A 25,335-nucleotide genomic window follows, 5' to 3' on the forward strand; every position below is an offset into this window, starting at 1 on the left:
AAAAAGTGCGCCACTTTATCATATAGGTTCAGCAGCGGGGTTCGTTGGCCGCAGACCGGACTGTCGCAGCCCGCGGTGTTTGGTAACGCCGGATTACGGTAACGGTTCGCGCCAGAACCGGCGTTGACTGCGCGCAACAACAGCGGGTTGGAACGCGCCCAACTGAAGACGCACGGCACCTTGCTCGGCGCTGTCGTATAGCCGACTGCCCAGGGCCCGATAGCGTTCTACCACTTGAGAATGAGGATGACCAAAGGCATTGCCCCGGCCTCTGGAGATCAGCACCGATCCAGGCGCAAGCCGTTGCACAAAGGGCCTGGATGACGAGTTGCGGCTACCATGATGGGGCGCCTGCAGCCAATCGGTGGGCACCGCCAACGGTGTGTCAAGCAGTGCGCGCTCCGCCGCACGGTCGATATCTCCGGTGAGCAGCAGCCGCTCACCGCTGGCCTGCACCTGCAATACACAGGATTTGGCGTTGCCACCGAGGGCGTCAGACCACTGCCATAACACGAACGACACACCATCCCAGTCCCATCGTTCGCCACTGACACAAGGCTCGGTCCCCAGAAACGCCGGCAACCCTTCGGTTTCACCGCCAACCACACGCCGGATGGGCAGCCCACGGGCGACAGCTGCAGCGCCACCGGCATGATCGGCGTCGGCATGGCTCAGTAGCAACATGTCCAACCGCTCTACGCCGAACTTTTTCAACGACGGCAGAACCACACGCGCGCCCAGGTCGACTGTCCCCGAACGCGGCCCCGCATCGTAAAGCAACGCATGGTTGCGAGTGCGCAAGATCAATGCCTGCCCCTGGCCGACATCCAGTTGCACCACTGTCACCTGCCCATGGGGTACCGATTCCTTGGGTGGAAACACCGCCAACAGCAGCATGGGCCAGCCCAGCAACCGAAATGGCACCCCCTTGGGCAGCAGCAGCAACACCGCGCCCGCCAGACTGACCAGCCAATAAACCAGCGGCACCTCGGCCGGAGTCCAGGCCGGCAACTGCCCGGCCAGTAGGGCCAGCACTTTGAACCATCCCTCCAGCGCCCCGCTGGCCAACCAGAGCAAACCGTCACCGACCACCGGTAGCCACAGCAGCGCCGTGCCCAGCAGCGCCAATGGCAACACCACCAGACTGATCCACGGCACAGCGAATAAATTGGCCACAGGCGCGGTGAGGCTGATGGGTAAACCCAGCACCAGCAGGACCGGAAACAAACCGATGGCAATCAACCACTGTGGACGCGTCCAGGCCTGCCAGACACTCCAGGGCCCGAGCCGCCCGCCGAACGTCAGCACCAGGATCGCAACCGCCGCAAAGGACAACCAGAAACCCGGTTGCAAGCTGGCCAGGGGCTCAAGCAGCAGCACAGCGTTGAAGGCCAGCAGCAACGGCCACCACACGCCCAAATGCCGAAAGCGCAGCCGCCATAGCAATACCAGGCCCACCATCACGCAGGCCCGCTGCACCGGCACGCCGAAACCCGCCAGCAGGCCATAACCCAGCGCTGCCATAAAGGCCAGGCCGCAGGCCCACGGCAGCCATGGCAGGTTGCGTGGCCAGCAACCGTAACGCGCCATCCCGGCCACCAGTGCGTAGATCAGCCCGGCCAGCAAACCAATGTGTTGGCCGGAAATGACCAACAGGTGCACGGTGCCGGTGTCTTGCAACACCTGCCATTGCTCCGTGCGCAGCCCGGAACCATCACCCAGCACCAACGCCGCCACGGCGGCTTCATGGGTTTGCGCATCCGCAGCCATCAGGCGCTGGCGCAGGCTGTCGCGCAGAGCGTTGCGGGCTGGCGCGAGGCGCTCACCGTCTTTCACCGAGCCCGTGGCGCCGATGCGTTGCGCCAGCAGCCAGGCCTCGTGGTCGAAACCGTGAAAATTGAGCAGGCCGGACGGCCGCTTGAGGGTGACAGCCAGGCGCCAGCGTTCTCCACTGCGCACCGGCGGACCACCGTGCCAGGACACCCGGATGCGCTTGGGTAGCCGGGCTTTGCGCGACCGGCTGTCGGCCAGGTCAAAACGCACGCTGGTGTCGGTCTGCTGAGGCAAGCCGACCACACGCCCTTCCACCCATCGCGTTTCGCCGTCCAGCGTTGGTCGCAATCGATCATCCAGTGCCCACTGCGCGCTGATGCACGCCCAGCTCAAGCCCAGCAGGAAAAACGCCAGCGGATAGGTACGAAACGGCACTAACATCAATGCCAGCACCAGCATGGCCAGCAGCCATCCGGTGGGCGGCAACACCGGTAGAAAACGCAGGGTCAGCAGCCCCAGCGCAAGCGCGAACATCCCTGTCCTCATGAATCATTCCTTATAATGATCCACTCAGTCTTAGCCGGCGTTCCCAGGGGCGCCTTTGATGTTTTGTCACAAAGTCTGAATTTTCTGTTTATAGAATACGCGCATACTTGCCCCTCGAACTGACCTGGACCCCTTATGCCCCGGCGCTTATTCAAACGGTACATGCCCGACCCCAGCAGTATCAGGGAACACAAGTCATTACAGTTTCTTGGCACCCTGCTGCATGACCCGAACCTCTGGCACCTCAACCGGCACTCGGTGGCCCGCGCCATGGCCGTGGGTCTGTTTGCCGCGTTTATCCCCATTCCCTTGCAGATGCTGCTGGCCGCGATCCTGGCGATCGTGGTGCGCGGCAACATGCCGATTGCCGTCAGCCTGGTGTGGCTGACCAACCCGATCACGATGCCGGTGGTGTTTGTCTGCACCTATATGACCGGTGCCTGGTTGATGAACGTGCCGCCACGCAGCCTCCCCGATAATCTCACCTGGGAATGGATCAGCGGCGAATTGAGTACGATGTGGCAACCATTCCTGCTGGGCTCGGTGGTATCCGGGTTGGTGTTGGGCGCATTGGCCTATTGCCTGACCATGGGCTATTGGCGCTGGTGGGTCGCGCACCAGTGGAAGAAACGCAAACTGCGCCGCCGCTGATGGCTAACGGGCAGGCAAACGCAGATGTACACGCAGGCCCTGCCCGGTATTTTCCGCCCAGATACGCCCGCCCTGGCGCTGCACCGCGTTGCGCGCAATGCTCAAGCCCAGGCCGAAGCCACCATCACCGGGCCGTGAACCGTCCAACCGGATGAAGGGCGCGAAGATACGCTCCAGGTCGGCTTCATCGATGCCGCCCCCCTGATCCTCCAGCCAGACATGCCAGTGCTCGCCTTCGCGCGCGCCGTCCAATGTCACCCGGCCCTGGCCTGGTGAGTGGCGTATTGCGTTACGCAGGATGTTTTCCAGGGCCTGGGCCAGTGCATTGAGATTGCCTCGCACCCAGCACTCAGCTGGCAACAGGCAGGGTAAACGCGATGCCGGCCAATGGCTTTCGAAACACGCGTTCTCCCGCAGCATGTCCCACAGCGCCGGCAGCTGAATGTCCTCCTGGGGCAGTGGTGCCCGGTCGCTGTCGAGCCAGGCCAGTTGCAGGCTGTCTTCCACCAGGCGCTGCATGGCGTCGATCTCCCGGTTCAGGCGTTCACGCAACCGCGCCAGGTCCTGTTCGCTGTCGCAGGCCACGCGCAAGCGGCTCAGGGGCGTGCGCAACTCATGGGACATGTCCCGCAGCAGCTGTTGCTGCAACTGCACCGTGCCCTGCAAGCGCTCGGACATCTGGTCGAAGGCGCGCCCCAATTCACCCAACTCGTCCTGGCGGCTGGTCGCGTCACGGGACATTCGCGCAGTCAATTGGTCCGCACGCCAGGCATTGGCCTGCGCACGCAGTTGATTGAGGGGCATGATCAGCAATCGATACAGGCCGATACACAGCAATAAGGTAAACAACCCGGGAATCAGGCCGTTGGTGATGACCCGCCAGAACAGTTGATAACGCCCCGGCATAAAGCGCTTGGGCAATTCGATCACCAGTGACCCCGCATCGGGGTCGACCGGGAAGGCGATTTTCAACCAGGGCAGGCCTTTGGCATGGCGGCTCACCGGCCAGTCCAGTCCGCGCAAGAAGGTCAGGCGCTGGCTTTGTTTGTCGCTCAACGGTGCGCTGCCAAGGGATTGCAAGTCATTGCCGATGACGCCCAGCCACGTGGTTTCACGCTCAGCCATATGCTGCAACCACGCATCCACACCGGCACTGCCCTGGGTGCTCCAGGCCAACTCGGCGCCGGCTGCATAGCCGCGGAGCGTGTCGCGGGCTTCGTCAGTGAGGTAGGCACTTTGCTGTTCCATGTAGCGGCCCCAAGACCAACTGAGCCAGATCATCAGCAAACAAAACGCGATCAGCAGGCACGCCAGCTTCCAGAACAACGAATGCCTGCCCGGCAACCGCTCAAAGCCCTTCATCGTGACCGCTCAACACATATCCCTTGCCCCACACCGTGCGCACTTCGCGCTCGGTGTAGCCGATCGCCTTGAGCTTGCGGCGAATCTGGCTCACATGCATGTCGAGACTGCGGTCGTGTGGGGCATAACCGCGCTGCAGCACGTGCTGATAAAGGAAGGCTTTGCTGAGTACCTCTTCGGCGTTGCGGTGCAAGGTTTCCAGCAGGCGGTACTCACTGCGTGTCAGGCCGGCCCAGTGCGTGTGGTAGACGACATCGCACAGCCCCTCGTCAAACCGCAGGACCTGCGCATCATCGCGCAGGGGCGCAAGGCCCGGCGGCGGGCGACGGTCCAGGGCCACCCGGCGCAGGATGGCTTCGATGCGCACCCGCAGTTCGATCATGCTGAACGGCTTGGGCAGGTAATCGTCGGCGCCCAGGCGAAAGCCGCTGACACGGTCGGCTTCCGCGCCCAGGGCCGACATCAGGATCACCGGTATGGCATGACTCTGGCGCAGATGCGTAAGGACTGACAGCCCGTCCAGCCCTGGCAGCAGAACGTCCATCAGCACCAGGTCGAATGCTTGGTCGCGGGCCAGTTGCAGGCCTTGCTGGCCAGTGCGGCACCAGGTTACCTCGAAGCCACAGCGGCCCAGATGTTCATGGACGTAGGCGCCCAGCACGGGGTCATCCTCGATGGTCAGGATACTGGGTAGGCCAACGGCTGCGGGATTCATTAGCGTCTGCAAGTCATTCTCAATGACTGATTATTCAAGATTAAAGTGTTACAGGCAATCGCCGACCGCTACCGAATGGCCCGAAGATTGCCGTGTGTCATTAATTTACAAGATTCCTGGCGGCGCAAATGGCTACACTGCGCAGGTAGCGCGGGCCGGACGCCCGTGTGGAAGATTGATATCAATGTGGTAGCAGGAGAGTGGCGTGCTTAGAAGAATGGGGATAAAAGGCCGCGTACTGTTGCTGACGTTATTGCCGACCAGCCTGATGGCGTTGCTGTTGGGGGGTTATTTCACCTGGATGCAGCTCTCCGAACTGCAGACTCAGTTGCTGCAACGCGGTGAGATGATCGCCGAGCAGTTGGCGCCGCTGGTTGCGCCCGCCCTGAGCAGCAAGAACACTGACCTGCTGGAACGCATCGCGACCCAATCCCTGGAACAACCGGACGTGCGCGCGGTGTCGTTCCTGGCACCGGACCGCTCCTCCCTGGCCCATGCCGGCCCGACCATGCTCAATCAACCGCCCACCGGCAACAGTTCGCACCTGCTGCAGCGTACCGGCAACGATGCGACCCGTTACCTGATGCCAGTGTTTGGCCGTCATCGCAACCTCGCCGGCGAGCTGATTCCGGATGAGTCCGACCGCCTGTTGGGCTGGGTCGAGGTGGAACTGTCCCACAACGGCATGTTGCTGCGCGGTTATCGCAGCCTGTTCGCCAGCCTGCTGCTGATCGCCATCGGCTTGATCTGCACAGCGGCACTGGCCCTGCGCATCAGCCGCACCATCAATTCGCCGATCGGCCTGATCAAGCAAGCGGTGGCCCAGCTTAAAGACGGCAACCTGGAAACCCGCCTGCCGCCCTTGGGCAGCCAGGAGCTGGATCAGTTGGCGTCGGGCATCAATCGCATGGCCGAAACCCTGCAAAACGCCCAGGAAGAACTGCAACACAGCATCGACCAGGCCACCGAAGATGTGCGCCAGAACCTGGAAACCATCGAGATCCAGAACATCGAGCTGGACCTGGCCCGCAAGGAAGCCCTGGAAGCCAGCCGGATCAAATCGGAGTTCCTGGCCAATATGAGCCATGAAATCCGCACGCCGCTCAACGGCATCCTCGGCTTCACCCACCTGCTGCAAAAAAGCGAGCTGTCGCCACGTCAGCTGGATTACCTGGGCACTATCGAAAAATCCGCCGACAACCTGTTGGGCATCATCAACGAGATTCTCGACTTCTCCAAGATCGAGGCCGGCAAGCTGGTGCTCGACAGCGTGCCCTTCAACCTGCGCGACCTGCTGCAGGACACCCTGACCATCCTCGCCCCGGCCGCCCACGCCAAACAGCTCGAACTGGTCAGCCTGGTCTACCGCGACACGCCGCTGGCGCTGGTGGGCGACCCGCTGCGCCTCAAGCAGATCCTGACCAACCTGATCAGCAACGCGATCAAGTTCACCCGCGAAGGCACCATCGTGGCCCGGGCGATGATCGAGGATGAGCAGGAAGACAGCGTACAACTGCGCATCAGCGTGCAGGACACCGGCATCGGCCTGTCCAACCAGGATGTGCGCGCACTGTTCCAGGCCTTCAGCCAGGCGGACAATTCGCTGTCGCGCCAGCCAGGTGGCACCGGCTTGGGCCTGGTGATTTCCAAGCGCCTGATCGAACAGATGGGTGGCGAAATCGGCGTCGACAGCACACCGGGCGAAGGCTCGGAGTTCTGGATCAGCCTGAACCTGCCCAAGACCCGCGACGACATCGAAGACCTGCCCAGCGCGCCGCTGCTCGGTCGCCGCGTGGCCGTGCTGGAGAACCACGAGCTGGCGCGCCAGGCCTTGCAACACCAGTTGGAAGACTGCGGCCTGGAAGTCACGCTGTTCAATACCCTGGAGAGCCTGACCAACGGCATTACCAGCGCCCATCAGACCGAACAGGCGATCAACCTGGCGGTGCTCGGCGTCACCGCCAATGACATCCCGCCCGAGCGCCTCAACCAGCACTTGTGGGACCTCGAACACCTGGGCTGCAAGGTGCTGGTGCTGTGCCCGACCACCGAGCAAATGTTGTTCAACCAATCGGTGCCCAACCCCAACAGCCAGTTGCAGGCCAAGCCAGCCTGTACGCGCAAGCTGCGCCGCTCCCTGGCCGACCTGATCAGCCCGCGCCCCTCGCGCAGCGAGCCGGGTGAGCCGTTGTCCAGCCGTGCGCCGCGGGTGCTGTGCGTGGACGATAACCCGGCGAACCTGTTGCTGGTGCAAACCCTGCTCGAAGACATGGGCGCCAAGGTCCATGCCGTAGAAAGCGGCTTCGCTGCCATTGACGCCGTGAAGCAGGAAACGTTCGACCTGGTGCTGATGGACGTGCAGATGCCCGGCATGGACGGGCGCCAGAGTACCGAAGCGATTCGCCAATGGGAGAGCGAACGCCATGGCACGCCGCTGCCGGTGGTCGCCCTCACCGCCCATGCCATGGCCAACGAGAAACGTGCCCTTCTGCAAAGCGGCATGGACGATTACCTGACCAAGCCCATCAGCGAGCGGCAGCTGGCCCAGGTGGTGCTGAAATGGACCGGCCTGGCCCTGCGCAACCAGGGGCCCGAGCGCGTCCCCGAAGGCCTTGGCCCAGGCGTGCAACTGCTGGTGCTGGACCATGAGGAAGGCCTGCGTCTGGCCGCCAACAAGGCGGACCTGGCGGCCGACATGCTCGCCATGCTGCTGGCCTCCCTGGAAGCCGATCGCCTGGCGATTACGGTCGCCCGCGAAGCCAATGACAACCATGCCCTGATCGAGCGCGTCCACCGCCTGCATGGCGCCACCCGCTACTGCGGCGTGCCGCAATTGCGCGCAGCCTGCCAACGCGCCGAAACCCTGCTCAAGCAGGACGACGCCAAGGCCATGGCCGCGCTGGATGAACTGGACATGGCGATTGCGCGGCTGGCCAGTGAAGCGCGGGTCAGCGCCTGACCCGATTTCATGGACGACGCCAATCAAATGTGGGAGGGGGCTTGCCCCCGATGGCGATGTGTCAGTCGAAATATGTGTCACTGATACACCGCTATCGGGGGCAAGCCCCCTCCCACATTCAGCTCGCATTTCAATTCGTAAATTGCAGGGAGCCTTTTAATGCGCGTGATTCTTTTCAGCAGCCAGGCCTACGACCGCGAGAGTTTTCTCGGTGAGCCAAGCCCTCAGGGCATCGAGCTGCAATTCCAACCCGCCCGCCTCAACCTCGACACCGTCGCCCTGGCCGAACGGCACGAGGTGGTCTGCGCGTTTATCAACGATGACCTCAGCGCCCCGGTGCTCGAGCAACTGGCCAGTGGCGGTACGCGCCTGATTGCGCTGCGCTCGGCCGGCTACAACCATGTCGACCTGCACGCCGCCAAGCGCCTGGGCCTGAGCGTGGTGCGCGTACCGGCCTACTCGCCCCACGCCGTGGCCGAACATGCCGTGGCCCTGATCCTTGCCCTGAACCGGCGCCTGCACCGCGCCTACAACCGCACCCGCGATGGCGATTTCAGCTTGCACGGGCTCACCGGTTTCGATCTGGTCGGCAAAACCGTCGGCGTGGTCGGCACCGGTCAGATCGGCGCCACCTTCGCCAGGATCATGGTCGGTTTCGGCTGCCAGTTGCTGGCCTACGACCCCTTCCCCAACCCTCAGGTGCAAGCCATGGGCGCGCGCTACGTGAGCCTGCCCGAATTGCTCGCCGAGGCGCAGATCATCAGCCTGCATTGCCCGCTGACCGCCGAGAGTAAACACCTGATCGACACCCGCACCCTGGCACACATGCAACCGGGTGCCATGCTGATCAATACCGGTCGCGGCGGCCTGGTCGACACGCCGGCACTGGTCGAGGCGCTCAAGAACGGCCAACTCGGTTACCTGGGGCTGGATGTCTATGAGGAAGAGGCGCAGCTGTTTTTCGAGGACCGCTCGGACCTGCCCCTGCAAGACGATGTGCTCGCCCGCCTGCTGACCTTTCCCAATGTGATCATCACTGCCCACCAGGCCTTCCTGACCCGCGAGGCGCTGGCGGCGATTGCCGGCACGACGCTGGCCAATATTGCGGCGTGGGCCGATGGCCGCGCGCAGAACCTCGTCGAGGGATGATCAGTGGTCACATACCGGGCTCATGATGAGCCGGCACCCGTGATAGGATGCCGCGCCTATTTGGAGGATCCATGGCCGAACACGATTTCCGCTTCAGCTTGCTGAGCCCGCAACACACCCTGATCGAATGCCGCGCCCTGGTGCCGGGCCGTTATCAAGTCACCGGCAACGGTGGTTCGATCAAGCATGGCGACGTGCTGATCGTCACCCTGCGCGGCAGCAAAACCCTGTCGATGCGCCTGACCGTGGAAGGTGACGCGCGCTACTCCATCCGCCCGGCGGGCCAATGGGTCGCCATGGCCCTGGGGCCGAAATTCGGCGAATTGGAGATTCACACCTGGAAGGTCAATTGCGACAGCTGCGACAGCGTGCTGGAGTTTGAATTCGCGGTGGAAACCAAGCTGACCAAAGAACCGCTGCAGCCGGCCGCCAACGCACGTATCAAAGAACTCGGCTGGGCCAGCGAAGGCGACCAGCACCGCTGCCCGAAATGCCAGCGGGCCGCACAATGAAGGGCCTGCTGCTGCTCGCCGCCGTGGGCGCGGCTCTGGGTGGCTGCGCTGGCGATGCGGTCAAGCTCAAGCAGGATCACAGCTATGTGGTGGAGTGGATAGGCGAACGGCCCTTGATGGACTACGCGCACCTGACCGTCACCCTCGGTGCCGATGGCCGCGCCTATGGCAATGGCGGCTGCAACCACTGGTTTGCGCCGTACACCCTCGAAGGCGACAAGCTCGCCTTCGGCCCGATCGGCAGCACCCGCAAAATGTGCGCCGAGGCGTTGATGGAACAGGAGCACCGCTTCTTCCAGGCCCTGCAAGGCGTGCAGCGCTGGGACATCTCGCCGATCGAACAGACCCGCTTCTGGCCGGCCGAAGGCAAGCCGATCCGCCTGTGGCTTGAAGAAGGCTGACGGCAACGATCTCTGACCTGATGAGGTCAAAATGTGGGAGGGGGCTTGCCCCCGATAGCGGTGTATCAGCTAGCAATTATCAAGCTGACCCACCGCAATCGGGAGCAAGCCCCCTCCCACATTGGCTCTGAGTTGTTGCTTTAACCGCGCAGGGCCTTGAGCTTGGCCAACACCCCTTGCGCCGTCTGCTCACCCATCAGTTGTTCGCGCACCTTGCCTTTGTCATCGATGATATAGGTCACCGGCAGCGCCTCGCTGCGTGGAATATCGAAGATCCCTTCCGGGTTCTGCGCCAGCACGGTGAACTTGATACCCAGCTTGTCGCTGGCGGCTTTGAGCTCCTCACCCTGCACATTGTCGAAATTGACCCCGAACACGCCCACGTTCTGCGCTTTGAGTTGCTCGGCCAAGGCGTTGAGCTCGGGGATTTCCGTGCGGCACGGGCCACACCATTCAGCCCAGTAATTGACCACCAGCCACTGCTTGTCCAGGCGTTCGGCCGGTATTTTCTGGCCATACTGGTCAACGCCGTAATCGTTACCGCAGCCACTGAGCAGCAGGGTTGTGATGATCGCCAATGCACCGATCAGTCGCCTAGTCATGGGGTAATCCTTCGTAAAAATGAACGTTGGCTGCGGCCTGTCGCCTCTTACGGTTTAAGGACGGCCCGCAGCGCAGGTAGAATACCCGCCACCTTACGCAAGATGCGACCCGCACATGACCGATCTGACGCTTTATCACAACCCGCGCTGCTCGAAATCCCGCGGTGCGCTGGAACTGCTGGAAGCCCGCGGCCTCACGCCTACCGTGGTGCGCTACCTGGAAACCCCGCTGAACGCGGCGCAAATACAGGCGCTGCTGATCAAACTTGGCCTAAGCGCCCGCCAATTGTTGCGCAGCGGCGAAGAGGAATACAAAAGCCTTAACCTGGCCGACGCCAGTCTCAGCGAAGCGCAGTTGATCGCCGCCATCGCCGAACACCCCAAGCTGATGGAACGTCCCATCCTGGAAACCGCCGATAAAGCCATCATTGGCCGTCCGCCGGAAAACGTACTGGAGCTGCTGCCGTGACTACCCCCTATGTGCTGGTGTTGTATTACAGCCGCAATGGCTCGGTCAGCGAAATGGCCCGGCAGATTGCCCGGGGTATCGAGCAAGGCGGCATGGAAGCCCGGCTGCGCACCGTGCCGGCGATCTCTACCGAGTGCGAAGCCGTGGCGCCGAGTATTCCGGACGAAGGCGCGCTGTATGCCAGCCTGGATGATCTGAAAAACTGCTCGGGTCTGGCCCTCGGCAGCCCGACGCGTTTTGGCAACATGGCCGCGCCGCTCAAGTACTTCCTCGATGGCACCAGCAACCTGTGGCTCACCGGCGCCCTGGTCGGCAAACCCGCTGGCGTGTTCACCTCCACCGCCAGCCTGCACGGCGGCCAGGAAACCACGCTGATGTCGATGCTGCTGCCGCTGTTGCACCACGGCATGCTGATCACCGGCCTGCCCTACAGCGAGCAGGCGCTGCTCGACACCCAGGGCGGCGGTACGCCGTATGGCGCCAGCCACCATGCCGGGCCTGATGGCAAGCGCATGCTCGACCCCCATGAAATCACCCTGTGCCGCGCCCTGGGCCTGCGCCTGGCAAAAACCGCCACACTGCTGGAGAACGGCCGTGGCCAGGCAGCCTAAGGTGCTGCCGCCCCAGGCGTGGCTGGAGCCGCGGGTCAAGCTCGCGCGCGCATTGAGCCTTCTGGCGTTTTTTGGCCTGGTGGGCTTGTTGTGCGTGTACTACCTGTTCGTCGCCGACCTGCACGGCGCGCGTCCGTGGGTGATCCTGCTGATCGAGCTGGTGCCGCTGCTGGTGCTGGCGCCAGGCATGATCCTGGGCAGCGCACGCGGGCATTCGTGGATGTGCTTTGTGGTGAACTTGTATTTCATCAAGGGCGCGCTGGCAGCGTATGACCCGAACCGCCAAGGGTTCGGGGTGCTTGAGATGGTGGCGAGCCTGGCGCTGTTTTGTACGGCGTTGCTGTATGTGCGCTGGCGGCACCAGTTGAATCGGCGGTTGGCGCCAGCCTGATACAGCAAGGCCTGGGACGCAGAGCGTCCTGGGCAGCATTCCCACGCAGAGCGTGGGAACGATCAATGGTTGACGGTGTAAGCCAGCATCATCGACAACTGGCACATCGGCCGCCCACTTTCGGCATGCCACTGGTTGAAAGCGCCCTGCACCGTCGCCAGGTCGCGCAGGCTGGTGGGCACCTTGTCGACGATCTTCTGCGCATTCAACGCCGCCACCACGTCATAGCTCGGCACGAACGTATCCTTGCCCACCATGCGCAAAAAGCGCGGTGCCGACAGGCCGCCCAACTGGTGACCGTGCTTGCTCAGGTACTTCCATAGCCCAACGATATCGGTGACCGGCCACTCGGCGATAAACGCGCCGAAGCTGCCCTTCTCCTGGGTGATATCCAGGATCATCTGTGCATTGCGCGGCACGCTCTTGAGCTTGCCCAGGTGACGGATAATGCGGGCGTCCTGCATCAGGCGCTCCAAATGCTCGGCGCCCATCAGCACGACTTTTTCCGGGTCGAAGCCGAAGAACACCTGTTCGAACGCCGGCCACTTGGCGTCCACCACGCTGTGCTTCAAGCCGGCACGGAACACGCGCAGCGCCAGGGTCGACAGGTAGCGGTCAGCGCTGATCCTGCGCAATTGCGCCGGGGTCTTGGGTACCGGCAGATGGGCTTCCAACTGGGCCGCTGAACCAAAACGGTTCAGACAATATTCGTGCAGCCACTTGTAATCGCGCATGCCCTCTCCTGGCAGGTGAAATGAAAACGGCGCCCGTGAGCGCCGTCTTTCAGAGCGTTGTAGAGCGTCAGAGGTTCACTACATTGACGAAACGCGACGCGGCGGTTTCATCGATTTTCAGGCTGGTGAAGTCGAACAGGTTGCGGTCGGCCAATTGCGACGGGATCACATTCTGCAGGCTGCGGAAGATGCTTTCGGTGCGGCCCGGCGTCTTGCGTTCCCACTCCAGCAGCATGTCCTTGACCACCTGGCGCTGCAGGTTTTCCTGGGAGCCGCACAGGTTGCACGGAATGATCGGAAATTGCTTGAAGTCGGCATACGCCTGGATGTCTTTCTCGTTGCAATACGCCAGCGGGCGGATCACCACGTTGCGCCCGTCATCGGCACGCAGCTTGGGCGGCATGGCCTTGAGCGAACCGTTGAAGAACATGTTGAGGAAGAAGGTTTCGACGATATCGTCGCGATGATGTCCCAGGGCCATCTTGGTCGCGCCGATCTCATCGGCAAAGGTATAGAGCGTGCCCCGCCGCAGGCGCGAGCACAGCGAGCAGGTGGTCTTGCCTTCGGGGATCAACTGCTTGACCACCGAATAAGTGTCTTTCTCGACGATGTGGTACTCGACGCCCAGTTCCTTGAGATAGGCCGGCAGCACATGCTCGGGAAAGCCTGGCTGTTTCTGGTCCATGTTGACGGCGACGATCTCGAACTTGATCGGCGCGACCTTCTGCAGGTGCAGCAGCACATCGAGCAGGGTGTAGCTGTCTTTGCCGCCGGAAAGGCAGACCATGACCTTGTCGCCCTCCTCGATCATGTTGAAATCGGCGACCGCTTCACCGGCCAGGCGACGCAGGCGTTTTTGCAGTTTGTTCTGGTTGACCGTAAGAGTGCCCATGGCGCTTGGATCCGCTGCAAGTGTGTGACGAAAAGCGGGGTATTTTAGCGACCTGAGCGCCTCGGATTCAATGTGGGAGCAAGCCCCTCCCACCTTGAATCCATTGCCCGCTACAGACCGTGCCGCGATTAGTACCTATGTTTACAGCGCGATTTACTCTAAAGGCCCTACAGTTTTCCAGGTCATCACTTCCTATACTGCGACTAGAGGTCGCACGACTATCCGGACCTTGCAGGCCATTTGGCCGGTAGCGCTCCGCTGGGGGGCGATGGTAATAACGACAGGAGTGACTGGCATGATCCATCACGTCGTGGGGCTGTTTACCCATCCCGATCAGGAATGGCGGGAAATTCGTGGCGATAAAGAAGAAAGCATCAGCCACATGTACCTCACCCATACCCTGGTTCTCGCGGCGATTCCCGCCGTCTCTGCATTTATCGGCACCACCCAGGTCGGCTGGGTCATCGGCAACCGCGCACCGGTCATGCTGACCCAGGAAAGCGCGCTGTGGATGACCCTGATGTCCTACGCTGCAATGCTCGGCGGCGTGGCGGTGATGGGCGCGTTCATTCACTGGATGGCCCGCACCTACGACGCCAACCCCAGCATGGCGCGTTGCGTGGCTTTTGCCACCTACACGGCAACCCCTCTGTTTATTGGCGGGCTGGCGGCGCTGTATCCGCACATGTGGCTGGGCATGGTCGTGGGCACGGCGGCGATCTGCTACACGGTATACCTGCTGTATGTGGGGCTGCCGACCTTCATGAGTATCGACCCGGATGAAGGCTTCCTGTTTTCCAGCTCGGTACTGGCTGTAGGATTGGTGGTACTGGTGGCGATCATGGCGTTTACCGTGATCGTCTGGGGCCTGGGCGTTGGGCCGATCTACACCAGTTAAGCCTTTTTTACCGCAGGCAAAGCCACCGCAAGGTGGCTTTGTGCGTTATGCATGACCATTCGGCGCCTGACAGATTCGGAAACACCCTGCTTTGCGGCATACTGGACGTCTCTGGAGATATGTACAGCATGCCCGAGCAACTCAATACCCGCGTCGAAGATTGTTTCCTGCAAGCCGAATCCTTTTTCAAACGAAGCTTCAAACGCCCCAAGGTCAGCCTCAAGCTGCGGGGCCAGAAAGCCGGTGTCGCGCATTTGCACGAAAACCTGCTGCGCTTCAACCCTCAGCTTTACCGTGAAAACAGCCAACATTTCCTCAAACAAACCGTGGCCCACGAAGTGGCGCACCTGATCGCCCACCAACTGTTTGGCGAGCGCATCCAGCCCCATGGTGAGGAATGGCAGTTGATCATGCGTGGGGTTTACGAACTGCCGCCGGACCGTTGCCACACCTATGAAGTCAAGCGGCGCCAGGTGACGCGCTATATCTACCGGTGCCCATGTGCCAACAGCGACTTCCCGTTTTCGCCGCAGCGCCATGGGCTGGTAGGCCAGGGGCGGCGGTATTTGTGTCGGCGCTGTCGGCAGACTCTGGTATTTACTGGGGAAACTCGGGTGGAATGAGGGCCTCATCGGGAGCAAGCCCCCTCCCACACTTTGATTTGTGAATACATTCAAAATGTGGGAGGGGGCTTGCTCCCGATGGCATCAGAACAGTCACCCCACAACCTTGGCCTGGCGCAATTCCTCTATCCGCTGAGCACTGAACCCCAATTCCCCCAGGACTTCATCACTGTGCGCACCAACAGCCGCGCCAATATGCCGTGGCGCCGGCAACCCCTCGGAAAACTTCAGTGGGCAGGCGATCTGCGCCTGGGTCGAGCCATCGCCCCTGGGCACCTGGCTGATCAGCCCGCGCGCCTGCAGCTGCGGATGCGCTACCGCTTCACTCAAGTTCAACACCGGTTCCACGCACGCATCCACTCCAGCAAACAACGCGCACACTTCATCAAAGCTGCGCTTTTCGAACTCCACCTGCAGCGCCTGCTTGAGGGCCGGTTGTTGCTCAGGCTTGAGGCTGTGCAGCGCCAGCTCCGGTCGCCCCAGCGCTTCGCACAATTGCTGCATGAAGGCCGGTTCCAGGCCGCCCACCGACATCCAGCGCCCATCACGGGTGCGGTAGTAATCGTAAAAACTGCCGCCATTGAGCACATGGTTTTCCCACGCCGGTTCCACCCCGCAGGCCAGGTAACCCGCACCGGCCATGGCGTTCAGGCTGAACGCGCAGTCGGTCATGCTCACATCCAGGTACTGGCCGACGCCGCTCTGCTGCCGCGAGATGACCGCCGCGAGCAAGCCCACCACCGCATGCAACGACCCGCCGCCGATATCCGCCAATTGCACCCCCAACGGCAACGGCCCACTGTCGCGCCGCCCGGTGTGGCTGGCCACGCCGGCCACGGCCAGGTAGTTGATATCGTGGCCGGCGCGATCCCTGTAAGGGCCGGTCTGGCCGTAGCCGGTGATCGACACGTAGATCAGCCTCGGGTTGATCGCGTTCAAGGCCGCATACCCCAGGCCCAGGCGCTCCATCACGCCGGGGCGAAATTGTTCGATGAGGATATCGGTGCCCTTGACCAGCTCGAACACGATCTGCAGCGCCTCGGCCCGCTTGAGGTCCAGCGCCAGGCTGCGCTTGTTGCGATTGAGGTAGGCATGGCTCGCCGAGGTGCCCTGATCATGGGGCGGCAACACGCGCAACAAATCCATGCGCGTCGGCGATTCGATGCGCAGCACCTCGGCGCCCATGTCCGCCAGCATCAGTGAGGCGAATGGGCCTGGCAACAGGGTGGAAAAATCCAGCACTTTGAGGGACGCCAAGGGGCCTGACATACAAACTCCGTTTCCGATTCAACGGTTCACAGCGTAGTCAGCCTTGAGCGTCGACGGCAATCGTCAGAACGATCAACCCCCCTGACCGTTTTGATCACGGCGGGCTTTTTCGTCGCCACGGCTTTATCATTGGCCCACGTTTTGTTGGCAGAGTGTTCCATGAAGTTCGCGATTGCAGTGTTCAGCGCCGCCCACGCGCCCTCCTCGCGCCGCGCCCTGTTGTTCGCCCGGGCGGCCCTGGCCGGCGGGCATGAGATTGTGCGGCTATTTTTTTACCAGGATGGCGTGTACAGCGCGTCCAATAACATCGTCGCGCCTCAGGACGAGCAAGACATCGCGCGCCAATGGCGCGAGTTCGTCAGCGCCCACCAGCTCGACGGCGTCGTGTGCATCGCCGCAGCCCTGCGCCGTGGCGTGCTCAACGCCGAGGAAGCCACGCGCTATCAACGCAGCGCGGTGAACCTGGAGGCGCCCTGGGCGCTGTCGGGCCTGGGGCAACTGCATGACGCGATCCAGGACGCCGACCGCCTGATCTGTTTTGGAGGTTCATGACATGGCCAAGTCATTGCTGGTGATCAGCCGCCAGGCGCCGTGGTCCGGCCCCAGTGCGCGGGAAGCGCTGGATATCGTGCTGGCCGGTGGCGCGTTCGATCTACCGATCGGCCTGCTGTTTCTGGACGACGGCGTGTTCCAGCTTGCACCGCACCAGGACGCCAAGGCCGTGCAGCAAAAGGATTTGAGCGCCAACCTGCAAGCCCTGGGCCTGTTCGGCATCGATGACGTGTTCGCCTGCAGCCACAGCCTGGCCGAACGCGGGCTGGGTGTGCCGGCCAGCACGCAGCCTTTGGACCCTGCCGCCATTTCCCAACTGATTGACCGTTACGACCAGGTGATTACCCTCTGATGTCGACTCTACACGTGGTATCCCACTCCCCCTTTACCGACAGCCGTCTCGACAGCTGTCTGCGCGTCTGTGCCAGCGCGGATGCGATCCTGCTGTGCGGCGACGGCGCCTACGGCCTGCGCCACCCGGCCCTGCACACCAAAGGCGTGAAGGTGTTCGTGCTGGCTGAAGACATGCAGGCGCGCAACCTGCCGTTGCCGGACTGGGCCGACAGCGTGGACTATCCGGGTTTCGTGCAGTTGTCGATCGACTATGACAAGGTCAACACCTGGTTATGAATACGCTGACCGTAGGCACGCGCACCCTCGAACTGGACAAGGACGGCTACCTGGTCGACCTCGACGCGTGGTCTGCCGAGATTGCCAACGCCCTGGCCGCCGCAGAATCGCTGGAACTGACCCCGGACCATTGGGAAGTCCTCGAACTGCTGCGCGGCTTTTACAAGGAGTATCAGCTGTCGCCGGCCACGCGCCCGCTGATCAAGTACGCCGCCTTGAAGCTCGGCCCGGACAAGGGCAACAGCCTGCACCTCAACAAACTGTTCAATGGCACTCCCGCCAAACTTGCCGCCAAGCTGGCGGGCCTGCCCAGGCCGACGAATTGCTTATGACCGACTTTGCCCCACTGACCCTCTCAACGCCTGAAGAGCACCCTTTTGCGCAGTTCGTGCGCATCCTCGGCAAAGGCAAGCGCGGCGCGCGCAACCTCACCCGTGAGGAAGCGCGGGAAGCCATGGGCATGCTGCTCGACGAAAAAGTCGAAGACACCCAACTGGGCGCCTTTCTCATGCTGTTGCGTCACAAGGAAGAAAGCCCGGAAGAGCTCGCAGGTTTCACCGAAGCGGTGCGCGAGCGCTTGAACCCGCCCGCCTTGAAGGTGGATATCGACTGGCCGACCTACGCCGGTAAAAAGCGCCACTTGCCGTGGTTCCTGCTGGCGGCCAAATGCCTGGCGCAAAACGGCGTGCGCATCCTCATGCACGGCGGCGGCGCGCATACGGCGGGCCGCCTGTACACCGAGCAATTGCTGGAGCAGTTGCAGATACCGCTGTGCCGCAATTGGCAGCAGGTCGAGGCGGCGTATGAACAAGGCAACCTGGCGTTTATCCCGCTGGGCGACTGGGCGCCTCAGTTGCAGCGCATGATCGACCTGCGCAACACCCTGGGCCTGCGCTCGCCGATCCATTCCCTGGCACGCTTGCTTAACCCACTGAATGCCCGTTGCGGCCTGCAAAGCATCTTCCATCCGGGTTACCAGGGCGTGCACCGCGATGCCAGTGGCTTGCTGGGCGACAACGTGATTGTGGTCAAGGGCGATGGCGGCGAAGTGGAAATCAACCCCGACACCCTCAGCCATTTGTACGGCACCACCGGTGGCCTGAGCTGGGACGAAGAATGGCCCGCCCTCTCCGCCCAGCGCCACGTCAAACCCGCGACCCTGGAGCCTGAGCATCTCAAAGCCCTGTGGCGTGGCGAGGTCGAAGACAGCTACCCGCAACTGGCGCTGATCGCGACCATGGCACTGGCCTTGCGCGGCCTCGGACGCACCCGCGAGCAGGCATTTGAACTGGCCCAACAGTATTGGGACGCGCGAGACAAATCGATTTAATCGATCATTCACCTCGGGTCTTTGCGCTTTTAGTTCGAACTCATCCCTTTAGACTGGGCTCCAACGCTTATTAGCCAAGGAGCCAGTCATGGGTTTGCTGATCGAAGGACACTGGAAAGACCAATGGTACGAAAGTAGCGCAGACGGCGCGTTCCAGCGCGAACAGGCGCAACGCCGCAATTGGGTGACCGCCGACGGCCAGCCCGGCCCGAGTGGCGAAGGCGGCTTCAAGGCCGAGGCAGGTCGCTATCACCTCTACGTCTCCCTCGCCTGCCCCTGGGCCCACCGCACCTTGATCCTGCGCAAGCTCAAGGGCCTGGAAAGCCTGATCGACGTCTCGGTTGTCAGTTGGTTGATGCTGGAAAATGGCTGGACCTTCGACAAGGCCCACGGCTCCAGCGGCGACGCGCTCGACGGTTTCGACTTCATGCACCAGCGCTACACCGCTGATACCGCTGACTACACCGGGCGTGTCACGGTGCCGGTGTTATGGGACAAGCAGCTCAAACGCATCGTCAGCAATGAGTCGGCGGAAATCATCCGCATGTTCAATAGCGCATTTGATGAGCTGACCGGTAATACCCTGGATTTCTATCCCGACGCACTGCGCCCGACCATCGATGCGCTGAACGAACGCATCTACCCGGCCGTGAACAACGGCGTGTACCGCGCCGGGTTCGCCACCTCGCAGCAGGCCTATGAAGGTGCGTTCGATGACGTGTTTGCCGAGCTGGACCATTTGGAACGCCACCTGGGCGAGCACCGCTACCTGGCCGGCGAGTACCTGACCGAGGCGGATGTGCGACTGTTCACCACGCTGATTCGTTTTGATGCGGTGTATTACAGCCACTTCAAATGCAACCTGCGGCGGATTGCCGATTATCCGAACTTGTCCAATTGGTTGCGGGAGATGTATCAGTGGCCGGGGGTGGCCGAGACGGTGGATTTTGAGCACATCAAGGGGCATTACTACGCCAGCCACCGCACCATCAACCCGACGGGGATTGTGCCGAAGGGGCCGCTGCAAGAATTTGACAACAGCCATGATCGGGCGCGACTTTCAGGTAAAGGTGTCTTTAGCTGATCTGGAATATCGGTCGTATTTGATGGCCTCATCGGGAGCAAGCCCCCTCCCACATTTTAGTCTGTGAACACAGTCAAAATGTGGGAGGGGGCTTGCTCCCGATGCTTTTGAGGTTCAGACCTGAGACTGGGCGCCTTCGAACCACTTCAGCTTCTCGCGCAACACCACCACCTCACCCACAATCACCAGCGTCGGCGCATGCACTTCATGCTCCGCCACCATGCGCGGCAAGTCGGCCAGGGTGCCGGTAAAGACGCGCTGGTTGGCGGTGGTGCCCTGCTGAATCAACGCCGCCGGCGTATCCGCCGCGCGCCCGTGCTTGATCAATTGCTCGCAGATGATCGGCAAGCCAATCAAGCCCATGTAGAACACCAGGGTTTGTGACGGCCCCACCAGGTCCTGCCAGGGCAGGTCCGAGGTGCCATTCTTCAGGTGCCCGGTGATAAAACGCACCGACTGCGCGTAGTCACGGTGCGTCAACGGAATGCCCGCATAGGCCGCGCAACCGCTGGCCGCCGTGATCCCCGGAACCACCTGGAACGGGATGCCATGGGCCGCCAATTCCTCGATCTCTTCACCGCCACGCCCGAAAATGAACGGATCACCGCCCTTGAGGCGCAGCACGCGCTTGCCTTGCTTGGCCAGGTCCACCAGTTGCTGGTTGATCTGGTCCTGCGGCACGGCATGGTCGGCGCGACGCTTGCCGACGTACACGCGCTCGGCATCCCGGCGGCACAGTTCCAGGATCGCCGGTGCCACCAACCGGTCATACAACACCACGTCGGCTTGCTGCATCAGGCGCAAGGCGCGGAAGGTCAGCAGGTCCGGGTCGCCCGGGCCTGCTCCCACCAGGTACACCTCACCCGGCGCGTAAGGCGGCGCGCCATTGACCTTCTCGATCAACAGGCGCTCAGCCTCATCGCCCTGCCCGGCCAGTTGCCGGTCGGCAATCGGGCCCTGGAACACTTCTTCCCAGAACGCCCGTCGCTGCTGCACATCCGGGTACAAACCTTTGACCTGGGCACGAAAACGCGCCGCCAACCCGGCCAACTGGCCATAGGTGGACGGAATCCAGGTTTCCAGCTTGGCGCGGATCAAGCGCGCCAGTACCGGCGCATCGCCGCCACTGGACACCGCGATCACCAACGGCGAACGGTCGACGATCGCCGGGAAGATCACGCTGCACAGGGCCGGCGCATCCACCACATTGACCGGTACACAGCGCCGCTTGGCATCACTGGACACTTGCGCGTTCAGTGGCTCGTCGTCGGTGGCCGCGATGATCAGTACGCAACCGTCGAGGTCCGTCTCCTGATAACCGCGCAACATCAGGTCCCCGCCACTGCCCAGCACCAGTTCACGCAACTGGTCTTCGATCTGGGGAGCAACCACCCGCAGCAACGCCCCGGCATCGGCCAGCAGCCGGGATTTGCGCAAGGCAATCTCCCCGCCGCCGACGACCAGCACACGACTGCCGCGCAGGTTATGAAACAGCGGCAGAAATTCCATTTAGCCGATGACCTCGACGCCCGCCATGTAGGGCTTGAGCACCTCAGGCACACGAATCGAACCGTCGGCCTGCTGGTAGTTTTCCAGCACTGCCACCAGCGTACGGCCTACCGCCAGGCCCGAACCGTTGAGGGTGTGCACCAGTTCCGGCTTGCCGGTTTCCGGGTTGCGGAAACGCGCCTGCATGCGTCGGGCCTGGAAATCGCCGCAGTTGGAGCACGACGAAATCTCGCGGTACTTGTCCTGGCTCGGCACCCACACTTCGAGGTCGTAGGTCTTTACGGCGCTGAAACCCATGTCGCCGGTGCACAACGCCAGTACGCGATACGGCAGTTCCAGCAACTGCAGGACGCGCTCGGCGTTGGCCGTCAGGCCTTCCAACGCTTCCATCGATTTGGACGGCTCGACCACCTGGACCATCTCGACCTTGTCGAACTGGTGCTGGCGGATCATGCCACGGGTGTCGCGCCCCGAGGCGCCGGCTTCACTGCGGAAGCACGGGCTGTGGGCGACAAACTTGAGCGGCAGTTGCTTGGCATCGAGAATTTCGCCAGCGACGATATTGGTCAGCGACACTTCCGCAGTCGGGATCAGATACAAGTCGGCTTCGCCGTCGCGGCTGATCTTGAACAGGTCTTCCTCGAATTTCGGCAACTGGCTGGTACCCATCAACGCCGGCGCTTGCACCAGGTACGGGGTGTAAGCCTCTTCGTAACCGTGCTCGGCGGTGTGCAGGTTGATCATGAACTGCGCCAGGGCACGATGCATGCGCGCAATCGGGCCACGCAACAGGGCGAAACGCGCGCCGGACATTTTCGCGGCGGTTTCGAAATCCAGGCCGCCGGTCAATTCGCCCAGAGCAACGTGGTCTTTGATATCGAAATCGAAGGCTTTGGGCGTGCCCCAGCGGCGCACTTCAACGTTGCCGTCTTCGTCCGCGCCAATCGGCACGGATTCGTGGGGCAGGTTGGGGATGCCCAGCAGGATCGAATCCAGCTCGGACTGAATTTTGTCCAGCTCGGCTTTGCCGTCGGACAGCTCGGTACCCATACGCTCGACGTCCGCCATCAACGGCGCGATGTCTTCGCCGCGCTGCTTGGCCTGACCGATGGACTTGGAACGCGCATTCCGCTCAGCCTGCAGTGCTTCGGTGCGGGTCTGGACGGTCTTGCGCTGTTCTTCCAGCGCTTCGATGCGCGCAACATCCAAGGCAAAGCCACGGGATGCCAGGCGGTCCGCTACGTCCTGAAGGTTGCTACGTAACAGTTTGGAATCGAGCATGTCGGTCTCTCGTTTATCAAAGTTTGGTCAAGGACAGGCCGGCCCAGGTGGCGAGCAGCCCGCCGAATACGCTGATAGCTGCATAGCCAATCGCTAGCAGCACTTGCCCGCTTTCCAGCAGGCGTACGGTATCCAGTGAAAATGATGAAAAGGTCGTCAGGCCGCCAAGGAAGCCAACCATCAGTCCGGCGCGCACCTCAATCGGTACTTCGGGACGCACCAGGAACAGGCCGTATAAAACACCGATCAACAGGCAGCCCACGATATTAACGGCCAGCGTCGCGGTATAGAAGTGCTTGGGCCAATTCGCGTTGATCCAGTTACCCGTCGCAAAGCGCAGCAGTGTACCCGCGATACCGCCCGCCGAGACGGCGACCACTAAAGGAATCATGATTTTCTCCGCTGCCTGGGACTTAAACGATCGAGTGCGGCCAGATGGTTGAGCTTTTCACCGATCTTCAGCTCCAGGCCACGGGGCACCGGCTGATAGAGCGGCAACGGCTCCAGCTCATCGGGAAAGTAGTCTTCACCGGCCGCGTAAGCGTCCGGCTCATCATGGGCATAGCGGTACTCGTCACCGTAACCCAGCTGTTTCATCAACTTGGTCGGTGCGTTGCGCAAGTGCATCGGCACTTCGAGCGAACCATGTTCGGCCGCCGCGCGCAGCGCCGACTTGAAGCCCATGTACACCGCGTTACTTTTGGGCGCGCATGCCAGGTAGGTAATGGCCTGGGCCACCGCCAGCTCGCCTTCCGGGCTGCCGAGGCGCTCTTGCACGTCCCAGGCGGCCAGGCACAGGCTCAGGGCGCGCGGGTCGGCATTACCGATGTCTTCGCTGGCCATGCGCACCACGCGGCGCGCCAGGTACAACGGGTCGCAACCGCCGTCGATCATGCGCGCAAACCAGTAGAGCGCGCCGTCCGGGTTGGAGCCACGGACGGATTTGTGCAGCGCCGAGATCTGGTCGTAGAACGCTTCGCCGCCCTTATCGAAACGCCGGCGTGTGTCACCCAGCAGGCTTTGCAGCAGGTCGACGCCAATCTCGCCGCCATCTTCGGCAAGGTCCGAGGCGTTTTCCAGCAGGTTGAGAAACCGCCGGCCATCGCCATCGGCGGCGGTGAGCAGGATCTTGAAGCCCTCTTCACTGACGCTCAGCCGGCGCTTGCCAAGCCCCTTGTCTTCGGTCAAGGCGCGCTGCAACAGCTTCTGCATCGCCGCCTCGTCCAGGCTCTTGAGCACGTAGACGCGCGCCCGCGAGAGCAGCGCGTTATTCAATTCGAACGAAGGGTTCTCGGTGGTGGCGCCGATAAAGATCAGCGTGCCGTCTTCGACGTACGGCAGGAACGCATCCTGCTGGGACTTGTTGAAGCGATGCACTTCGTCGACGAACAGGATGGTGCGCTTGCCGTATTGCCCGGCCTGCTGCTTGGCGATTTCCACCGCCTGACGGATCTCCTTGACCCCGGCCAGCACGGCGGAGACCGTTTCGAAGTGCGCATCCGAGACCTTGGCCAGCAGCCGCGCCAGGGTGGTTTTACCCACTCCCGGCGGCCCCCAGAAAATCATCGAGTGCAGCGCACCCTGCTCCAGGGCTTCACGCAAGGGCTTGCCGCGCGCGAGCAGGTGTTCCTGACCGACGTACTCATCCAGGTTGGTCGAGCGCAGGCGCGCGGCCAGAGGCTGGGCAATCGGGTCACTTCGAAACAGATCCATGGGCAGCGTTTGAAACCTCTGGGGAGTTTATTCCTGGATCACGTCGGCACCCTTGGGGATGTCGAACTTGAACTTGGAGGCGGGCACCGGCTGGTTGGCCTTGACCCCGGAGAACAGGATATCGGTGCGCTGGCCGACGCTGTCGATCAGGCGCATGTTATTGATCACACCGTTGCCGAACGACAGTTGCAGGCTGTCAAACAGCGTGTCCTTGGATTTGGGCTTGAGGGTGAATTCGATCACGTTGCTGGTTTGCTTGGAGGTGATATCGAAACTGTCGTTGATCTTCGATACATCGCCCGACAGCAGCAGCGCTGGCGTCTGGTTCAGCCGTGGGTCGAGCTTCTTGATAGTCGCCTGCTCCAGGTCCGGGTCCCACAGCGTGACTTTCTGGCCGTCGGAAACGATGGTCTGTTCGGCCTTGCCTTCGGTATGCCAGTAGAACAGGCCGGGACGCTGCACGGCCATTTCGCCCGCGGTTTCCTGCAACTGGGTGCCACCGGCGTCCAGGGTCAGTTGGGAAAAGCGCGCGGTCAGGGTCTGGGATTTGTCCAGCAGGTTCTTCAGGCTGGCCACCGAAGCCGGGTCAGCGTGAGCCGAAGCGGCGGTCAGGGCAAGTACCGGCAACAACAGCATGCGGATAATGCGCATGGGAATCCTCATTGAGTAATCAGGGCGC

Annotated in this window: 28 protein-coding genes; 16 read left to right on the plus strand and 12 right to left on the minus strand. The window is 62.1% G+C overall.

Annotated features, from left to right (window positions below):
* Positions 1-93 precede the first annotated feature (93 nt).
* Complete coding sequence (locus C4J92_RS15730) at positions 94-2,319, minus strand: DNA internalization-related competence protein ComEC/Rec2 (RefSeq protein WP_124404527.1); 2,226 nt, start codon at positions 2,317-2,319, stop codon at positions 94-96.
* Positions 2,320-2,454: 135 nt separating this feature from the next.
* Between C4J92_RS15730 and C4J92_RS15735 the strand changes: the two genes are divergently transcribed.
* A complete protein-coding gene (locus C4J92_RS15735) occupies positions 2,455-2,970 on the plus strand; it encodes a DUF2062 domain-containing protein (protein ID WP_124363258.1) in 516 nt (171 codons plus the stop codon).
* Between the two features lie 3 nt (positions 2,971-2,973).
* On the opposite strand, the gene C4J92_RS15740 is transcribed toward C4J92_RS15735, so the two are convergent.
* A complete protein-coding gene (locus C4J92_RS15740) occupies positions 2,974-4,332 on the minus strand; it encodes a sensor histidine kinase (protein ID WP_124404528.1) in 1,359 nt (452 codons plus the stop codon).
* Positions 4,319-5,047 (minus strand): response regulator transcription factor, encoded by a 729-nt coding sequence (locus C4J92_RS15745; RefSeq protein WP_124404529.1) that lies wholly within the window; start codon positions 5,045-5,047, stop codon positions 4,319-4,321. The genes C4J92_RS15740 and C4J92_RS15745 overlap by 14 nt, the downstream gene beginning before the upstream one ends.
* Positions 5,048-5,252: 205 nt before the next feature.
* On the opposite strand from C4J92_RS15745, the gene C4J92_RS15750 reads away from it, so the two are divergent.
* From C4J92_RS15750 to C4J92_RS15765, 4 genes are all read left to right on the plus strand, one after another.
* Positions 5,253-8,006, plus strand: coding sequence for a response regulator (locus C4J92_RS15750; RefSeq protein ID WP_124371047.1), 2,754 nt, complete (start codon positions 5,253-5,255; stop codon positions 8,004-8,006).
* Between the two features lie 159 nt (positions 8,007-8,165).
* Positions 8,166-9,155: a 2-hydroxyacid dehydrogenase gene (locus C4J92_RS15755; protein ID WP_124404530.1), complete on the plus strand. Its 990-nt coding sequence runs from the start codon at positions 8,166-8,168 to the stop codon at positions 9,153-9,155.
* Between the two features lie 71 nt (positions 9,156-9,226).
* A complete protein-coding gene (locus C4J92_RS15760) occupies positions 9,227-9,667 on the plus strand; it encodes a hypothetical protein (RefSeq protein WP_124371049.1) in 441 nt (146 codons plus the stop codon).
* On the plus strand, positions 9,664-10,068 hold the full coding sequence (locus tag C4J92_RS15765) for an META domain-containing protein (protein ID WP_124404531.1): 405 nt from the start codon (positions 9,664-9,666) through the stop codon (positions 10,066-10,068). The genes C4J92_RS15760 and C4J92_RS15765 overlap by 4 nt, the downstream gene beginning before the upstream one ends.
* A 140-nt stretch (positions 10,069-10,208) precedes the next feature.
* Here the strand turns inward: C4J92_RS15765 and C4J92_RS15770 are convergent, their stop codons facing one another.
* Positions 10,209-10,670, minus strand: a complete 462-nt coding sequence (locus tag C4J92_RS15770; protein ID WP_124363264.1) for a TlpA disulfide reductase family protein — start codon at positions 10,668-10,670, stop codon at positions 10,209-10,211.
* 115 nt (positions 10,671-10,785) lie between these two features.
* Here C4J92_RS15770 and arsC point away from each other — a divergent pair, with 115 nt between their 5' ends.
* From arsC to C4J92_RS15785, 3 genes are read left to right on the plus strand one after another with little or no spacing between them, the layout of a single operon-like run.
* Entirely contained in the window at positions 10,786-11,139 is a 354-nt protein-coding gene (gene arsC, locus C4J92_RS15775) for an arsenate reductase (glutaredoxin) (RefSeq protein WP_124404532.1), read from the plus strand.
* Positions 11,136-11,750, plus strand: a complete 615-nt coding sequence (wrbA, locus tag C4J92_RS15780; RefSeq protein WP_124367392.1) for an NAD(P)H:quinone oxidoreductase — start codon at positions 11,136-11,138, stop codon at positions 11,748-11,750. Before arsC ends, wrbA begins: the two co-directional genes overlap by 4 nt.
* Positions 11,734-12,141: a DUF2069 domain-containing protein gene (locus C4J92_RS15785; RefSeq protein ID WP_124367393.1), complete on the plus strand. Its 408-nt coding sequence runs from the start codon at positions 11,734-11,736 to the stop codon at positions 12,139-12,141. Before wrbA ends, C4J92_RS15785 begins: the two co-directional genes overlap by 17 nt.
* Before the next feature lie 62 nt (positions 12,142-12,203).
* Here C4J92_RS15785 and C4J92_RS15790 read toward each other — a convergent pair whose 3' ends face one another.
* Together C4J92_RS15790 and ttcA are read right to left on the minus strand one after the other, a co-directional pair.
* Positions 12,204-12,875: a DNA-3-methyladenine glycosylase I gene (locus tag C4J92_RS15790; protein ID WP_124363268.1), complete on the minus strand. Its 672-nt coding sequence runs from the start codon at positions 12,873-12,875 to the stop codon at positions 12,204-12,206.
* A gap of 67 nt (positions 12,876-12,942) precedes the next feature.
* Positions 12,943-13,767, minus strand: a complete 825-nt coding sequence (gene ttcA / locus C4J92_RS15795; RefSeq protein WP_124363269.1) for a tRNA 2-thiocytidine(32) synthetase TtcA — start codon at positions 13,765-13,767, stop codon at positions 12,943-12,945.
* Positions 13,768-14,062: 295 nt separating this feature from the next.
* Here ttcA and C4J92_RS15800 point away from each other — a divergent pair, with 295 nt between their 5' ends.
* Entirely contained in the window at positions 14,063-14,665 is a 603-nt protein-coding gene (locus C4J92_RS15800; RefSeq protein ID WP_124371051.1) for a Yip1 family protein, read from the plus strand.
* 128 nt (positions 14,666-14,793) lie between these two features.
* Complete coding sequence (locus C4J92_RS15805; protein ID WP_124363271.1) at positions 14,794-15,288, plus strand: SprT family zinc-dependent metalloprotease; 495 nt, start codon at positions 14,794-14,796, stop codon at positions 15,286-15,288.
* Positions 15,289-15,381: 93 nt separating this feature from the next.
* Here C4J92_RS15805 and C4J92_RS15810 read toward each other — a convergent pair whose 3' ends face one another.
* Complete coding sequence (locus C4J92_RS15810) at positions 15,382-16,557, minus strand: CaiB/BaiF CoA-transferase family protein (protein ID WP_124404533.1); 1,176 nt, start codon at positions 16,555-16,557, stop codon at positions 15,382-15,384.
* 159 nt (positions 16,558-16,716) lie between these two features.
* Between C4J92_RS15810 and tusD the strand changes: the two genes are divergently transcribed.
* From tusD to C4J92_RS15840, 6 genes are all read left to right on the plus strand, one after another.
* Positions 16,717-17,109: a sulfurtransferase complex subunit TusD gene (tusD, locus tag C4J92_RS15815; protein WP_124404534.1), complete on the plus strand. Its 393-nt coding sequence runs from the start codon at positions 16,717-16,719 to the stop codon at positions 17,107-17,109.
* Between the two features lies 1 nt (position 17,110).
* Positions 17,111-17,461, plus strand: a complete 351-nt coding sequence (tusC, locus tag C4J92_RS15820; RefSeq protein WP_124404535.1) for a sulfurtransferase complex subunit TusC — start codon at positions 17,111-17,113, stop codon at positions 17,459-17,461.
* Positions 17,461-17,739 carry a sulfurtransferase complex subunit TusB gene (gene tusB / locus C4J92_RS15825; RefSeq protein WP_124363275.1) on the plus strand — a complete coding sequence of 93 codons (279 nt, stop codon included), beginning with the start codon at positions 17,461-17,463 and terminating at the stop codon, positions 17,737-17,739. Before tusC ends, tusB begins: the two co-directional genes overlap by 1 nt.
* Positions 17,736-18,071 (plus strand): TusE/DsrC/DsvC family sulfur relay protein, encoded by a 336-nt coding sequence (locus C4J92_RS15830; RefSeq protein ID WP_124404536.1) that lies wholly within the window; start codon positions 17,736-17,738, stop codon positions 18,069-18,071. Before tusB ends, C4J92_RS15830 begins: the two co-directional genes overlap by 4 nt.
* Positions 18,068-19,069 (plus strand): glycosyl transferase family protein, encoded by a 1,002-nt coding sequence (locus C4J92_RS15835; protein ID WP_124404537.1) that lies wholly within the window; start codon positions 18,068-18,070, stop codon positions 19,067-19,069. Before C4J92_RS15830 ends, C4J92_RS15835 begins: the two co-directional genes overlap by 4 nt.
* Before the next feature lie 88 nt (positions 19,070-19,157).
* Positions 19,158-20,153 carry a glutathione S-transferase family protein gene (locus C4J92_RS15840; RefSeq protein ID WP_124404538.1) on the plus strand — a complete coding sequence of 332 codons (996 nt, stop codon included), beginning with the start codon at positions 19,158-19,160 and terminating at the stop codon, positions 20,151-20,153.
* Between the two features lie 114 nt (positions 20,154-20,267).
* On the opposite strand, the gene cysG is transcribed toward C4J92_RS15840, so the two are convergent.
* The 5 genes from cysG to lolA are packed head-to-tail and all read right to left on the minus strand — an operon-like array spanning position 20,268 to position 25,307.
* The gene (gene cysG / locus C4J92_RS15845; RefSeq protein ID WP_124404539.1) at positions 20,268-21,662 is read right to left on the minus strand and encodes a siroheme synthase CysG; all 1,395 of its coding nucleotides are present in this window, start codon (positions 21,660-21,662) and stop codon (positions 20,268-20,270) included.
* The gene (gene serS, locus C4J92_RS15850; protein ID WP_124363280.1) at positions 21,663-22,943 is read right to left on the minus strand and encodes a serine--tRNA ligase; all 1,281 of its coding nucleotides are present in this window, start codon (positions 22,941-22,943) and stop codon (positions 21,663-21,665) included.
* 16 nt (positions 22,944-22,959) lie between these two features.
* Positions 22,960-23,334 carry a fluoride efflux transporter CrcB gene (crcB, locus tag C4J92_RS15855; RefSeq protein WP_124363281.1) on the minus strand — a complete coding sequence of 125 codons (375 nt, stop codon included), beginning with the start codon at positions 23,332-23,334 and terminating at the stop codon, positions 22,960-22,962.
* On the minus strand, positions 23,331-24,656 hold the full coding sequence (locus C4J92_RS15860) for a replication-associated recombination protein A (protein ID WP_124404540.1): 1,326 nt from the start codon (positions 24,654-24,656) through the stop codon (positions 23,331-23,333). Before C4J92_RS15860 ends, crcB begins: the two co-directional genes overlap by 4 nt.
* A 27-nt stretch (positions 24,657-24,683) precedes the next feature.
* Entirely contained in the window at positions 24,684-25,307 is a 624-nt protein-coding gene (lolA, locus tag C4J92_RS15865) for an outer membrane lipoprotein chaperone LolA (protein WP_124363283.1), read from the minus strand.
* Between the last annotated feature and the right edge of the window lie 28 nt (positions 25,308-25,335).

This window comes from Pseudomonas sp. R3-18-08 (genome assembly GCF_003852065.1).
In the GTDB taxonomy this organism is placed as follows: Bacteria; Pseudomonadota; Gammaproteobacteria; order Pseudomonadales; family Pseudomonadaceae; genus Aquipseudomonas.